12 protein-coding genes are annotated in these 13,921 nt (G+C 71.6%); 10 read left to right on the top strand and 2 right to left on the bottom strand.

Features of this window, described 5'->3' with window-relative positions; genetic code table 11:
• Complete coding sequence (locus FOF52_RS14120; RefSeq protein WP_248590418.1) at positions 1-1,008, top strand: NAD-dependent epimerase/dehydratase family protein; 1,008 nt, start codon at positions 1-3, stop codon at positions 1,006-1,008.
• Between the two features lie 52 nt (positions 1,009-1,060).
• On the opposite strand, the gene FOF52_RS14115 is transcribed toward FOF52_RS14120, so the two are convergent.
• Positions 1,061-1,954, bottom strand: coding sequence for an HAD family hydrolase (locus FOF52_RS14115; RefSeq protein ID WP_282573486.1), 894 nt, complete (start codon positions 1,952-1,954; stop codon positions 1,061-1,063).
• Between the two features lie 186 nt (positions 1,955-2,140).
• On the opposite strand from FOF52_RS14115, the gene FOF52_RS14110 reads away from it, so the two are divergent.
• The 9 genes from FOF52_RS14110 to FOF52_RS14075 all read left to right on the top strand — a co-directional run bounded on the left by FOF52_RS14110 (position 2,141) and on the right by FOF52_RS14075 (position 11,951).
• Positions 2,141-3,370: a putative quinol monooxygenase gene (locus FOF52_RS14110; RefSeq protein ID WP_248590417.1), complete on the top strand. Its 1,230-nt coding sequence runs from the start codon at positions 2,141-2,143 to the stop codon at positions 3,368-3,370.
• A 179-nt stretch (positions 3,371-3,549) separates the two neighbouring features.
• Entirely contained in the window at positions 3,550-4,236 is a 687-nt protein-coding gene (locus tag FOF52_RS14105) for an LmeA family phospholipid-binding protein (protein ID WP_248590416.1), read from the top strand.
• Positions 4,237-4,317: 81 nt separating this feature from the next.
• Positions 4,318-4,443 carry a putative leader peptide gene (locus tag FOF52_RS22175; protein WP_425265492.1) on the top strand — a complete coding sequence of 42 codons (126 nt, stop codon included), beginning with the start codon at positions 4,318-4,320 and terminating at the stop codon, positions 4,441-4,443.
• Positions 4,444-4,672: 229 nt separating this feature from the next.
• Positions 4,673-5,512, top strand: a complete 840-nt coding sequence (locus FOF52_RS14100; RefSeq protein WP_248590415.1) for a sulfurtransferase — start codon at positions 4,673-4,675, stop codon at positions 5,510-5,512.
• Positions 5,509-5,811, top strand: coding sequence for a DUF1416 domain-containing protein (locus FOF52_RS14095; protein ID WP_248590414.1), 303 nt, complete (start codon positions 5,509-5,511; stop codon positions 5,809-5,811). The genes FOF52_RS14100 and FOF52_RS14095 overlap by 4 nt, the downstream gene beginning before the upstream one ends.
• Before the next feature lie 310 nt (positions 5,812-6,121).
• Positions 6,122-7,624 carry a sigma-70 family RNA polymerase sigma factor gene (locus FOF52_RS14090; protein ID WP_248590413.1) on the top strand — a complete coding sequence of 501 codons (1,503 nt, stop codon included), beginning with the start codon at positions 6,122-6,124 and terminating at the stop codon, positions 7,622-7,624.
• 130 nt (positions 7,625-7,754) lie between these two features.
• The gene (locus FOF52_RS14085; protein WP_248590412.1) at positions 7,755-9,683 is read left to right on the top strand and encodes a hypothetical protein; all 1,929 of its coding nucleotides are present in this window, start codon (positions 7,755-7,757) and stop codon (positions 9,681-9,683) included.
• Positions 9,684-9,972: 289 nt separating this feature from the next.
• The gene (locus FOF52_RS14080; RefSeq protein ID WP_248590411.1) at positions 9,973-11,229 is read left to right on the top strand and encodes a MurT ligase domain-containing protein; all 1,257 of its coding nucleotides are present in this window, start codon (positions 9,973-9,975) and stop codon (positions 11,227-11,229) included.
• 11 nt (positions 11,230-11,240) lie between these two features.
• On the top strand, positions 11,241-11,951 hold the full coding sequence (locus FOF52_RS14075) for a type 1 glutamine amidotransferase (RefSeq protein ID WP_248590410.1): 711 nt from the start codon (positions 11,241-11,243) through the stop codon (positions 11,949-11,951).
• A 74-nt stretch (positions 11,952-12,025) separates the two neighbouring features.
• Here FOF52_RS14075 and FOF52_RS14070 read toward each other — a convergent pair whose 3' ends face one another.
• The gene (locus FOF52_RS14070; RefSeq protein WP_248590409.1) at positions 12,026-13,870 is read right to left on the bottom strand and encodes a cellulase family glycosylhydrolase; all 1,845 of its coding nucleotides are present in this window, start codon (positions 13,868-13,870) and stop codon (positions 12,026-12,028) included.
• Positions 13,871-13,921: the final 51 nt, after the last annotated feature.

Here is a 13,921-nt window from a genome sequence, read left to right as displayed (position 1 = left end):
ATGGCCCGCGTCGTGCTTGTCACCGGGGTCTCCGGTTATCTGGGGGCCCGGGTCGCCGCGGCTCTGCAGGACCATCCCGAGGTCGAACGGGTCGTCGGCGTCGATTCGGTGACGCCCGAGCACTCACTGGGGCGGGCCGAGTTCGTCCGGGTCGGACTGCACGACGACAGCGTCGCCGCGGCCGTCCAGGACTCGGGAGCCGACACCGTCCTGCATCTCCGGTTGACCGTCGCGCCGGCGGCGGGCGGCCGGGGGCGGGGCGCGGGGAACAGCGTCCTGGGCACCATGCAGGTGCTGACGGCCTGCCAGCGGTCCGATACCGTGCGCAGGCTCGTCGTGCGTTCCACGACCGCGGTCCGCGACTGCGCCCACGAGGCGGGGCAGGCGGCCCGGGAGGCGGCCGGGGCCCGGGAACGGAAGGCGGCGCGGGCCCACCTGAGGGAGGCCGCCGAGGCCGCCAAGGCGGAGCGCTACGTGCGCGGCCTCGCCCGCCGCCGGCCCGACCTGTCCATCGCCGTGCTGCGCTTCGCCGATCTCGTGGGGCCGTCGGTGGACTCCCCGTTGACCCGGTACCTGGGACGGCGGCTGGTGCCGGTGCTCCGCGGTCACGACCCCCGGATGCAGTTCCTCCACGAGGACGACGGGGTCGAGGTCATCCGGCGGATGGCGCTCGTCGACCGGGACGGCGTCTTCGACGTGGCCGCCCCCGGGGCGGTCCCGCTGTCGCACTGCCTGCGCCGGGCCGGGCGGTCCGTGGTGCTGCCGGTGCCCGCGCCGGGGCTGCGGGTGCTCGGCAGCCTGGTCGGCCGCGGAAGGGCCGGCTACTCCCCGGAACTGCTGCGGCAGTGGGGGGCGTCCCGGCTGCTGGACTGCAACGAGGTGCAGCGGGTGCTCGACTGGGCGCCGACCTACACCTCCCAGGAGGCCTTCGACAGCTACGTGGCCGGATACGCGCCGCGTGCGGTCTCCCGGGCGCGCCGACGGCGTCGCCCCCTGCGCAGCGCCTGAGCGCCGAGTCCCGAGAACGGCGCCGGGACGGGCCGCTGCCGCGGTTCTCCGCTCAGCCGTGCCTGCGGCGCCGGAGCAGCCCCACCAGGGCGCCGCCCGCCACCGCGCCGATCATGGCGGAGGGCAGCCCGACGGTCAGTGCGGTGCGGTGCCTGCGGAAGTCGTGGACCGGCCAGCCGTGCGCGTGGGCGTGCCGTTGCAGGTTGTCGTCGGGGTTGACCGCGTTGGGGTGGCCCACCAGGGACAGCAGCGGCAGGTCGTTGTAGGAGTCGCTGTAGGCGGTGCAGCGGGCGAGGTCGAGCCCCTCCAGTTCGGCGAGTGCGCGGACCGCCTCGGCCTTGGCGGGGCCGTGCAGCAGGTCGCCCACCAGGCGCCCGGTGTACACCCCGTCCACGGATTCGGCGACCGTGCCCAGCGCGCCGGTGAGTCCGAGACGGCGTTTGATGATGTCGGCGAGTTCCACCGGGGTCGCGGTGACCAGCCAGACCCGCTGTCCGGAGTCGAGGTGGCGGTGCACCAGTCGCCGGGCCCCCTCCCAGATCCGGTCGGCCATGGTCTCGTCGTAGATCTCCTCGCACAGGGAGACCAGGTCGGCGACCTTGTGTCCGGCCACGAACGCCAGGGCCGCCTCGCGTGCGGCGTTGATGTGGTGGCGGCGCTCCGAGCCGCTGATCCGGAAGACCAGCTGCCCCCAGCCGAAGCGGAGGAGGTCGCGGGTGGTGAACAGGTTGCGCGCGGCCAGGCCGCGGGCGAAGTGGTAGATCGACGCGCCGCGCATGAGTGTGTTGTCCACGTCGAAGAAGGCGGCGGTGCTGCGGGGGTCGGTGCGCCCGTCGGGGGCGTGCACGTCCAGCGTGCGGGGGGAGAGGCTGGTGGCTGCCGTGGCGGAGGCCGCTCCGGTGGGTGCGGTACGGCCGTGGCCACGGTCTCGGAGACGGCTCCACATGGAACCGAGCCTACGGCCCGGGATGCCGTGTGGGTCACGTGCAGGGAGTACGAAGCCAGGGCTAGTGAGGTAAGTCACACATACCTGTCAAAAATGACCGATATGCCAGAATGACCCCGTTCCTGGGTTGGTTTGTTCCGGGAGCGAATGCGCGTTCCGTCCGGAAAGTGCAGCATCATTGTCGAGATGGTCGAGGTAGGACTTGCATTCGTCTGCGCCCTGGTGGCCTGGAGTGCCACCGCGGCGCTCAGCGTGCGCGCGTACCGGCGCCCGGGCATCGCCGTCACCGCCTGGGTGGTGGCCGCGACAGCGACCGCGATCGCGCTCAGCGCGGCCTTCCCCGCGGCACTGCTGGACTTCTCCAACGCGACCTTCCGGCTGCTCCAGATCGGCATCGGCCTGCTGGGGCCGCTGTTCCTGGGCTGGGGCGCCGTCGAGTACGCGGTGGAGTCGCCGAGAGGGCGCTTCGGAACCCGCCTGGTGGTCACCACGCTGACCATCGTCCCGCTGGTGGTCCTCACCATGGACCGGCTGCGCGGCCGCTACGACACCGGCTATCCGGCCGCCTCCGAGCACTACGACGTCGTCCCGATGGCCGTCCTGGCCCTCGTGCACCTGTTCGTCCTGGCGGCACTGGTCGCCGCAGCGGTCGCGGCGGCGCGGCGCCTGTCTGGGGCCCCGGAACGGGGGCAGCGCGAACTGGGCGTCCTGGGACTGGTGGCGCTGGCGGCGCTGCTGGAGATCCTGGTCAGCAGGTTCGGCCTGGGAATCCTCGGCCAGCTCATGATGCTCGGCGCGGTGGCCGCGCTGTGGGGCGCGGTGCTCCGGGCGGGCGCGCCGCCGCGACGCGGCGGGCGTCGTCGGGGCGGGAACCGCGACGAGGACGACTTCTTCGAGGACGACCTCGACGACCTCGATGATCTCGACGAGCTCGACGAGGAAGAAGAGGAGGAACCGGTGCGGCGCAGGCGACGCAGGGCCGACCACGACGACTTCGACGAGGCTCCGGTGCGGGGCAGACGGCGCAGGGCCGCCCCCGACGACTTCGACGACCCGGAACCCGAACCGCGTCCCAGAGCCTCCCGGCTCCAGGGCGTCATCACCATCTACACGGTCAAGGAGGGCCACGAGGACCTCTTCGACGACTGCGTGGACGAGGCGGTCGACGAGGTCGCCCGGCAGGAGCCCGACACCCTCCTGTACGCCTGCCACACCGTGCCCAGCTCCCCGCAGCAGCGCATCGTCTACGCCATCTACCGCGACCGGCTGGCCTACGAGGAGCACGAACAGCAGCCGCACGTGATCGACTTCGTACGGCGCTCCGCCCGGCACATCGTGGCCACCAACGTCATCGAACTCTCCCTGTCCGGGGCGGCGGCCGCGGACAGCCTGCCCGACATGCTGATGCCGCGGTGAGGCGGCCCGGACGCGGCGTCCAGGCCCCGGTCCTGTGGGGTTCCTCAAAGTTCACTGGGATACTCCACCGCAGACTGAGGCCAATCGGACGATTGCAGTAATCTCCTAGCGATACCCGCGTCCGGTGCGCTCGAAGCGCGGCGCGGCTCGCCGAATCTACGGAGTGTGCTGGAAGCCCGATGAGAAAGTTCCTCGTCCTCCTGATTTTCCTGCTGGTTCTGCTGGCAGCCGCCGACAGGGGGGCGCACTACGCGGCGGAGAGCGAGATCGCCAAGCGGATCTCCCAGCAGTACGAGATGGCAGCCGAACCGGAGGTCACCATCGGGGGCTTTCCGTTCCTCAACCAGGCCATCGGCGGGGAGTACCAGGAGATCCACGTGGTCACCGGCGCGATGACCATCGAGGAGGTGCAGGTCGACCGGGTCGACGTGACGCTGACCGAGGTCAGCGCCCCCTTCGCCGACCTGCTGACGGAGCCCAGCGTGGTGGCCGGGGGAGTCGAGGGCACGGTGCTGCTCCCCTACAGCGAACTGCAGAAGCGGCTGCCCGAGGGCGTGGTGATCGAGGCCGCGAACGGAGCGCCCCGCATCTCCGGAGACCTCGCCTACCAGGGGTTCAGCGTCTCCCTCTCCAGTGACTTCCAGATCGAGGTGAACGGCGACGAGCTCACGGTCATCCCGAGCGGCATCGAACTGAGCGAGGAACTGGTGCCGGTGAGCACGGTGGAGAGCATGCTCACGCTCACCATGAAACTGCCCCGGCTGCCCTTCGACCTGCAGGTGACCGGCGTCGAACTCCTGCCCAACGGCATCCAGGCAACCGCCGTGGGCAGCGACGTGCAGATCGTCGGCTCCCCCGAGGCCTAGCCCGCCGCAGACCGGACCGCACAGGGCCGCTCCGTCCCGACGGAACGGCCCTGTTCTTCCGTCCTGTGAAACAGGACACCCGTGACAATCGGATGCCGAGCACGTAACATCGTCTCCGTGACTCTCCTGACAGATGCGCTCCTGACGAAGCGACGCGCCGTCGACTTCTGCCGTGTCGCCACGGCGCTCTGTCACGCTGCCCGTTAGAGCGAGACCGCTCACGGCCGTGCGGCCGTTCCCCGCCGCTCCCTTCCCCTCTTCGCCACGCACGGAGACGACTGCCCCGACCGGGGCCCCGTCCCGATGCCCGTGCCACGCACCCGCTCCGACACGACGGAAAGCACCTGCCACGAGTGCGCCCCGGACGACGACGTTCCGTCCCGGCAGATTCGCACGCTGTGCCAGAACGGTAGAACACACAACAAGGAGGTTCCCCATGAGCCGCTCCGACGTCCTCGTGGACGCCGACTGGGTGGAGGCTCACCTGGATGACCCTGAGGTCGTGATCGTCGAGGTCGACGAGGACACCTCGGCCTACGACAAGGGACACATCCGCAACGCGATCAAGATCGACTGGAAGAAGGACCTCCAGGACCCGGTCCGGCGCGACTTCGTGGACAAGGCCGGCTTCGAGGCGCTGCTGTCCGAGCGCGGCATCGCCAACGACCACACCGTGGTGCTCTACGGCGGCAACAACAACTGGTTCGCCGCCTACGCCTACTGGTACTTCAAGCTCTACGGCCACGAGAAGGTGCGCCTGCTCGACGGCGGCCGCAAGAAGTGGGAGCTGGACTCCCGCGAGCTGGTCACGGAGGTCCCGCAGCGGCCGCGGACCACCTACACCGCCAAGGAGCAGGACACCTCCATCCGCGCCTTCCGCGACGAGGTCGTCGCGGCGATCGGCAACAAGGCCCTCGTCGACGTCCGCTCCCCCGACGAGTTCACCGGCAAGCTGCTGGCCCCCGCGCACCTGCCGCAGGAGGTCTCCCAGGTCCCCGGCCACATCCCGACCGCGCGCAACATCCCGTGGGCCAAGGTCGCCAACGAGGACGGCACCTTCAAGTCCGACGAGGAGCTGCGCAAGCTGTACGAGGAGGCCGGGGTCGACCTGGACAAGGAGATCATCGCCTACTGCCGGATCGGTGAGCGCTCCTCCATCGCGTGGTTCGCGCTGCACGAGCTCCTCGGCATCCCGAACGTGAAGAACTACGACGGCTCCTGGACCGAGTACGGCTCGCTGATCGGCGTTCCGGTGGAACTGGGGGAGGCCAAGTGAGCACCTGCGGAGCTCCGGTCGGGGGCGTGGCCCTCGCCGACGTCGACGCGGGCAACCAGGCGGTCGTCCAGGGCACGGTGACCCGGGACGGCCAGCCGCTCGCCAGTGCCTACGTGCGTCTGCTCAGCGCCTCCGACGACTTCGTCGGAGAGGTCGTGACCGGTGAGGAGGGCACCTTCCGCTTCTTCGCCGCCGACGGCGAGTGGAAGATCCGGGTGCTGGCCTCCAAGGGCTTCACCGCCGAGTACACGGTGAACGCCGAGACCGGGAAGGTCGTCGACCTCCAGGTCCAGGCCTAGGACGCGTCCGGCCGCCGTACGCGGCCGTCCACCGGTGGCGACGGGAGCACCTCCCGTCGCCACCGGCGTCTTCGGGGACACCGGACCACCGCGGAAGAAATCGTTGTCCCCGACGGGGGCGGCGGCTCCTACCGGTGAGAGCGCGACCACGGCGCACCGGGAAGGAGCCCCGATGACCCCCGACCTCCCCCTCCGGCGGACCTCCCAGGCCGCAGCCGCCCGCAGCACCGGGAGGAAACCGACACCGCGGCGCCGCTGTCCCGATGCACGGGACTATGCCGTCAACGACAGCGGGGCTAGGCTCTTGGCCATGCGTGACGCAGACATCGTGCACGCGATCGCGAAGAACGAGCGGGACGGGCTGAGCGCGGCGTACCGGGCCTACGCCGACCGCCTCTACGACTACAGCCTGAGGATGCTTGACGACGCCGAGGCCGCCGCCGACACGGTGCACGACGTCTTCCTCATCGCGCGTGAGCGGATCACCCAGTTGCGCAACCCCGACGCGTTGCGTCCCTGGCTGTACGCGATCGCGCGCTCCCAGTGCCACCGCGTGCTCCGCAGCCGCCACCGGTACGCCTCCCTCGACGAGGCGGCGGAGCTGAGCGACGAGACCCTCGGCCCTCCCGAGGCCGGTGTCCACCGGGAGGAGACGCGCGTCCTCGTCCACGAGGCCATGAGCGGGCTCAACCCGCGTGAGCGGGAGGTCATCCACCTCACCCTGCGCCACCAGCTCGACGGGCCCGGACTGGCCGCGGTCCTGGGAGTCAGCGTTCGACAGGCCAACGCGGTGGCGGCCACCGCGCGCGCCCAACTCGAACGCTCCATCGGCGCGCTGCTGGTGGCCCGTGCCCGGGGACGGGAGTGCGCGGCGCTGCGCACCCTGCTCCGGGACTGGGACGGCCGGCTCAGCCCGCTGTGGCGCAAACGGATCAACCGGCACCTGGCCACGTGCGAGAACTGCGCGCGGGAACGCGCCGCCCTGGTGGCTCCCGCGTCGCTGCTGAGCCTCCTGCCCGTCGCCGCGGCACCGGCCTTCCTGCACGACCAACTGCTGGCCAACGCCTTCGACCCGGAACTCGTCGCCCACCACGCCGAGTTCGCGGACCGGGCCGGCCCCTACCGCGCCGACGGATTCCCGAAGCGCAGCGACGGCGACGCCGCCGGCTCCCCCGGTTCCCGGCCGCGGCTCTCCACGGCGGTGACGCTGGCCGCCGCACTGCTGGCCCTGGCCGTGGCCGGATGGGCCGCGCTGCCGCTGCTGTCGGAGGTGGTGGCGGGAGGCAACGAGGTCGATGCGGCCCCCGTGGTCTCCCTGGAACCCGTCGCCCCCCGGCCCAGCGGCTCCGCCCCGCAGGGCACGGCCGGAACCGGGACGCCTCCCGCGGACGCCCCCTCCCCCGGCGGGACCGGAACCGCCGCGCCGAGTCCCACGCCCCCCGGCCCTGCCGACACCCCGGAGGCAGAGCAGCCCGACGCGGACGGCAGCGAGCCGTCCACGGCTCCGCTGGCCCTCTCCGCCCACGCACAGGACGTCACCGCCGAGGAGTGTCCCCCCGTCTGGACGCTGGCGGTCACCGCCCGGGTCCAGGGGGAGGCGACCGCGGTGACCCTGGACGTCACCGGGCCCTCCGGCACCCAGCAGACCGCCATGTCCCCCGGCAACACCCCGGGGGAGTGGTACGCCAGCGTCAGCGGTCTTCCCCCGGACACCTCGGTGGCCTGGACGGTCACGGCCGGTGCGGCCGACGGCTCCACCGCGGTCAGCAGCGGAAAGGCCTACCGTGCGGGATGCGGGGAGACGCCGGGCTGACCCCGGCGGCCGAGTCGGCGGGAGGTTTTGAGCAAACTCGTGACACCGGGGCCACGAATTGGCCACAATCGTGTCTATCGCCCGAGGACTGACCGGTCTGTCCCCTCGTGGCCGGTGGGAGGTTTGAGCGGTGCCCGACGACCGATCGGAACGCAAACGGCCGGGCAGGCCCTTTCTCGGCTGGCGTTACGAGACCCTGGTCCCCCCGCCGGGACCGCCGCCGCGCCGTCCCACCCCTGACGAGCGCGTCGACCCCGACGAACAGTGGGAGCAGGCCAAACTCCGGTCGGAGGCGGAGACCAACCGGCCGCTGCTGTTCGGACTGTGCCTGCTCGTCCTCATCGGCACGGTCCTGCTCCTGCTGACCATGCTCGGGGTGATGCCGCTGCTGCTCGCCGTCCTCGGCTGCCTGGCCTGTCTGGTCGTGGCGTTCCCGGTGCTGCTCATCCTCGTGCAGAGCCGCAGCGACATGGGGGAGATGCTGGCCCGGGAACGCACCCGACGGGTCTCGGAGCAGGAGCGGAGGGAGCGGGAGCTCCGGGAGCGGCAGGAGGAGCACGCCGCCCGGTACACCGAGTGGCAGCACCGCAAACGCGTCTACGAGGCCCAGCCCCGGTGGCACGCCGTGGAGATCCCCGAGGACGTCCACCGGGTCACCGTCGTGGGCGGAACCGAGGCGGGCTGGTCCGCGCTGCTCACCACGCTCGGGGCCGCCCTGATCAAGGACGGCGGCGACCTCACCGTCGTGGACCTGTCGGGACGCGCGGCCGCCGGGCAGTTCGTCGCGCTCACCCAGCGCTGCGGGCTCATCCCCCGGGTGTGGGTGCTGCCCGCGGACCTGCCCCGGGTGAAGATCGGCGCCAACCTCAACACCCGGCGCCGCGCCGCGATCCTCGCCGCCACGGCCCAGGCGGTCGAGTCCGGCGGGGACGCCGACGCCGACCGGGCCGTCCTGGAGCGGATCTTCACGGTGCTGGGCGGCGACACCGAGATCGTGCGGGTCGTCGCCGCCCTCGGCCTGGTCGGTCTGCCGGGGGAGGACGACGCCCGGGGCGATCCGGCCCTGCTCCTGCTGACCCGCGGGGAGCGCGAGAAGCTGCGCGAGGTGTTCGCCGACGACCCCGCCGCCGTGGCACGGGCCGCCGCGCTGCGGCGTGCGCTGCTGCCCTTCGAGGGCCTGGGCAGCCGGGCCGAACGGGAACCCTACGCCCAGGTGAAGATCATCGCCACCGACCGCAGCGCCGGGGAGTTCGCCGAACGCGCCTACGGCACCTACACCGTCGAGGCGCTCAGCACCCTGCTGGACCTGCGGGCCGCGCGGAACGGACCGGGGCGGCCGTGGGCGCGCATGATCGTGCTGTGCGGTGCCGACGCGCTGCCGGAGTGGGCGGTGCGCCGCCTGACCGAGGCGGCCGCGCGCCTGGCCACCGGGGTGGTGCTGCTGTACCGGAGGGCGGGGGAGAACGCCCTGGCCCAACTGCGTTGCGAGGGGACCCTCCCCGTCATCATGCGCCAGCCCGACGCCGACTCGGCCGAGGCCGCAGCGGGCTTCCTCGGCGCCGTCCGACCGGGGCGCATGCACCCGCTCACCGAGATCGTCGGTGCGGCGCTGGACGGCACCACCGCCGACAGCTACGCCACCGACACCTCCGAACAGGTCACCGCGGCCGCTCCGGTCCGCTACGCCGCCAAGTCGATCGCGCCGCTCACCCTGGTCCGGCACATCCGTGCGGCCACGGCCTGGGGGAAGGCCACCAGTCAGGCGGCCGAACAGGACACGCTGTCGGCCGACGACCACACGGACCGGCTCAGCACCCAGAAGTTCGACGTCTACGGTCTGCAGCGGCTGCCGCACACCGCCGTGGTCGTCCCCGGGGCGGGGGAGGCGCCGATGGTCGCCGACGCCAATCCCGGCATCCTCGCCCTGCCCACCGCGACCCTGCAGACCGCCGCGGAGGCGGAGCCCCCGGCCGCGGAGGCGGAGTCCCCGGCCGCGGAGGTGGAAGCCAACATCGGCCCGCCCCCCGAGCGACTGGACTGGCGGCGGCCGGTGGGGTGAGCCGGGCGCCGCCGGCGTCCGTGCGCGGCAGCGGTCCGCGGTGGACAGGGACCCGACCACGTGAACAGCGTGATGTCGGGCAAATGGGGACAGAAAGAGTGAATTCTGTATCCGGTCGTTGTGGCGGCGGTGGGGCACAAGCGCGTGTTAACCGGGTGCTCCGGAAATATGAAGAAGGCGAGACCCGAGGCGTCGTGACGGTTTACGCCCCCGGCGGGGCAATAGGCTTGGGTCACCGCCTGCAACGAAGGCGTCGTGCACTCTCTTCCATCGAACGTTGTGGGGATCAATGAGCGAACTTCCCTTGCGTGCCCAGCTCGCTGCCGCGCTGGGTAGGGGCGCGGCCTCGTTGTCCCGGGCCACCGGGCGCGGCGACGGCTCGGTCATCGGGGGGCGAATCGCGCTCAAGGTCGAACCGAACCTGCTCGCCGAACTCGCCCGCGGACGCCGGATCGCCCTGGTCAGCGCCACCAACGGAAAAACCACCACGACCAGACTGATCTCCTCGGCACTGCGTGAGATCGGCGAGATCGCCACCAACGAGCACGGTGCGAACATGCCGACCGGCCACATCACCGCACTGTCCAACAACCCCAGGGCGCGCATCGGCGTCCTGGAGACCGACGAGAAGTACCTGCCGCAGGTGCTCCGTGAGACCAACGCCGTCGTGGTCGTGCTGATGAACCTGAGCCGCGACCAGATGGACCGCGCCTCCGAGATCAACCTGCTGGCCAAGAAGTGGCGGGAGGCCCTGGCCGCCAGCCAGGCGCACGTCGTCGCCAACGCCGACGACCCGCTGGTCGCCTGGGCCGGGCTCGGCGCGCCCCACGCGACCTGGGTGGCGGCCGGTCAGCGGTGGAAGGAGGACTCGTGGTGCTGCCCCGAGTGCGGCGGCCACCTCAAACGGGACCCCGACCCGCACTGGGAGTGCCCCGAATGCGGGCTGAGCCGGCCGCACACCACCTGGTCGCTGGACAACGCCACCGACACGGTCACCGACCCCGAGGGGAAGGAGCACAGGCTCCAGCTGCGGCTGCCGGGGGACGCCAACCGGTCCAACGCAGTGATCGCCCTGGCCACGGCCGCCGCCTACGGGCTCCGTCCCGAGCAGGTGCTGCCCCGCCTGCAGGAGATCGAGTCGGTCGCCGGACGCTACACCTCGATCGTCACCCAGGGGATCGAGGTCAGGCTGCTGCTGGCGAAGAACCCCGCCGGATGGCTGGAGTCGTTCGCGGTCCTGGACCCGCCCCGGGTGCCGGTCATCCTCTCGGTGAACGCGCAGATCCCCGACGGCCGCGACACCTCCTGGCTGTGGGACGTGGACTACACGGTGCTGCGGGGGCGCCGCGTGTTCGTGATGGGGGAGCGCCGCACCGACCTCGCGCTGCGCCTGGAGACCGACGAGGTGGACTTCGAGGTCGCCGACAGCGTCGACCAGGTCCTCACCCGCCTCAAGGCGGAGCGGCCCGACATCACCAAGGTCGACGTGATCTCCAACTACACCGCTTTCCAGCAGATCCGCGCGGCCTACGGACGAGTCCAGTAGAGGGGGACCCCATGAGTGACACCAGCAGCACCCTGCGGATCGTGTGGATCTACCCCGACCTGCTCAGCACCTACGGAGACCGGGGCAACGTGCTGATCCTGCGGCGCCGCGCGGAACTGCGCGGCATCCCCACCGAGGTCGTGCACGTCCACTCCAGCGACCCGGTTCCCGCGGAGGGCGACATCTACCTGCTCGGCGGCGGCGAGGACCGGCCGCAGATCCTCGCGGCGCAGCGGCTGCGCGCCGACGGCGGACTCAAGCAGGCGGCCGAGCGGGGAGCCGCGGTCTTCGCGGTCTGCGCCGGCTACCAGATCATCGGTGAGACCTACGGCGACGACGCGGCCAACCCGCTGCCCGGCGTCGGCATCCTCGACGTGCGCAGCAGCCGGGGCCCGAGCCGGGCGGTCGGGGAGATCGTCGCGGACGTCGACCCGGCGCTGGGCGTGGGACGGATCACCGGCTTCGAGAACCATCAGGGCCGCACCGCGATCGGTCCCTCGGCCAAGCCCCTGTCGACCGCGGTCCGGGGCGTCGGCAACGACGGCGTCACCGAGGGGGCCTACCAGGGGCAGGTGCTCGGCACCTACCTGCACGGTCCGGCCCTGCCGCGCAACCCGGCCCTCGCCGACCTGCTGCTGCGCTGGCGGGTGGGCGACATCCCGCCGCTGCCGCCGTCCTGGGGGGAGCGGCTGCACGAGGAGCGCCTGGCCGCCGTGCTGTGACCGACACGGGGGGGGGCCGTGCCGCCGCGGCCGCGGCGGCACGGCCCCCCCGTCGTGTGGGCTCAGCGGACGTGTCAGGCCGGCGGCACACCCCAGACCAGCGTGCCGCCGAGGAAGGCGGTCACCGCCGGATTGGCGGCCCAGTCGGTGTTGTCGCCACGGCTGTAGTCGTCGCTCTCGTCGAAGTTCGCCCAGGTCGACGCGTGGATGCGGCCCTGGATCTCGGTGGTCGCGCCGGGCGCCAGGCTGCCGGCGAGGGTGAGCGCCAGGTAGGTGTCGGCGCCCGGGGCCGACAGCGAACCGAAGGAGGCGCTGACGTTGGAGCAGTCCACCTGGGCCCAGTCGCAGGCGTACTGCGGGGCGCCGCCGGACTCGTTGCTGAAGTAGTACCGGATCTCCACGTCGGACAGGTCGACGGTGCTGCTTCCGGTGTTGACCAGCCGCAGTCCGGGAGCGATCTGGCTGTCGGTGGCGGAGGCGCTGTTGTTGCGGTAGTGGACCTCGACCTCACCCGCGGGCGGGTCGGCCGGGTCGGTCGGATCCGTGGGCGGGTCGGTGGGGTCCGTGGGCGGGTCGGTGGGGTCGCCGGAGCCGCCGCCGTAGTACTGGTTCAGCGACAGGCCGGTGGTGGAGCCCGCGCCGCCCAGCGGGACCTCGTGGTCCAGGCCGATGAACCGGCCGTTGCCGTCCTGCCACAGCGCGGCCTCAAGGAACGCGTACTTCTCCTCGTCCCAGGTCACCCAGTCGTATCCGAGCAGGCCGCCGGTGTCGCCGGAGTTGGGGTTGAGCGCCCAGAAGGTGTGGTGCAGCCGCTCCTCGATGATGAGGGAGCGCAGCGCCTCCATCCACTTCTCGTTGTCGCCCCCGTCGAGGAAGCCGCCCCACTCGCCGATGAGCAGCGGCGCGGTGCCGTCCTCGTGGATGTAGAGCCAGTTGGGCCGCCAGACGTCCGTGGTCAGGGTCTGCTTGTTCCACTCGCCCTCGAACCAGTCCTGCTGGAACACGGCGGGCCCGTAGTCGTGCGGCGAGTAGACCAGCTGGTCCTGGTGGGCGCCCAGGTCGACGGGGTGGTCGGCGACACCGCGCAGGTTGCCGCCCCACCAGGTGGAGTGGTAGTCCCGGCCGTCGGTGGAGGACCAGTCCTGCCCGTCCTTGGGGTAGATCTCGATGCCCTCGCACAGGATGAGCATGTTCGGGTTGATGGCGAGGATGCGGTTGCCCGCCGTTTCGCAGACGTGCTTGAAGTTGTCGACGTCGGTGGAGTCGTCCCACTTGGCCCGGGGGCTCTCGTCGGCCTTGCCGTGGGGTTCGTTCTTGATGTCGGCGGCGACGATGGTGTCGTTGTTCTTGTAGCGCTCGGTGACCCACTCCCAGGCGGCGTAGAAGTCCTCGGAGGTGATGTCGCCCTTGTACCAGACCGGGTAGAAGTGGCCGGAGTTGTCGGCCTCCGCGCTGTGCACGTCGAGCATGACCTTGAGGCCGTACTCCTCGCACAACTGCAGCCAGTAGTCGAAGACTTCGAGGTTGCTCATCCCCGTCAGTTCGGGGTTGACGTACTCGTTGACTCCGCTCGGCGCCTCCTGGCCGTCCCGCCACTCCAGGAGCAGCTGGGTGCTGATGGGGACGCGCACGATGTTGATGCCGCGCTCGGCCATCGCCCGGGTGACGTCCTCGATGTTGGCGGCCCACAGCCCGTGGAAGACCCGCTCGCTGGTGTTGAAGCCGAACCAGTTGGCTCCGGTGAGCCACACCTCGTTGCCGGCGGCGTCCACGATCCTGTTGCCGTCGGTGTGCAGCCAGTCGCCGCCGGCGGCGAGGGCGGCTGGGGAGGAGGTCAGGGGGATGAGCGCGGTCGCTCCGAGCGCGACCGCGGCCGCGCCGGCGCGCAGCCGGCTCATCAGGGGGGTCAGTCTGCCCACTGCCGGTGTCCTTTCGGGGGAACACGCCCGGACGGGCGTGGTTGGGGACCA

This window comes from Thermobifida alba (genome assembly GCF_023208015.1).
GTDB classification, from domain to species: Bacteria; Actinomycetota; Actinomycetes; order Streptosporangiales; family Streptosporangiaceae; genus Thermobifida; species Thermobifida alba.
Note: the sequence above shows the minus strand (reverse complement) of the source record. Positions and strands in the feature narration are given on the sequence as shown.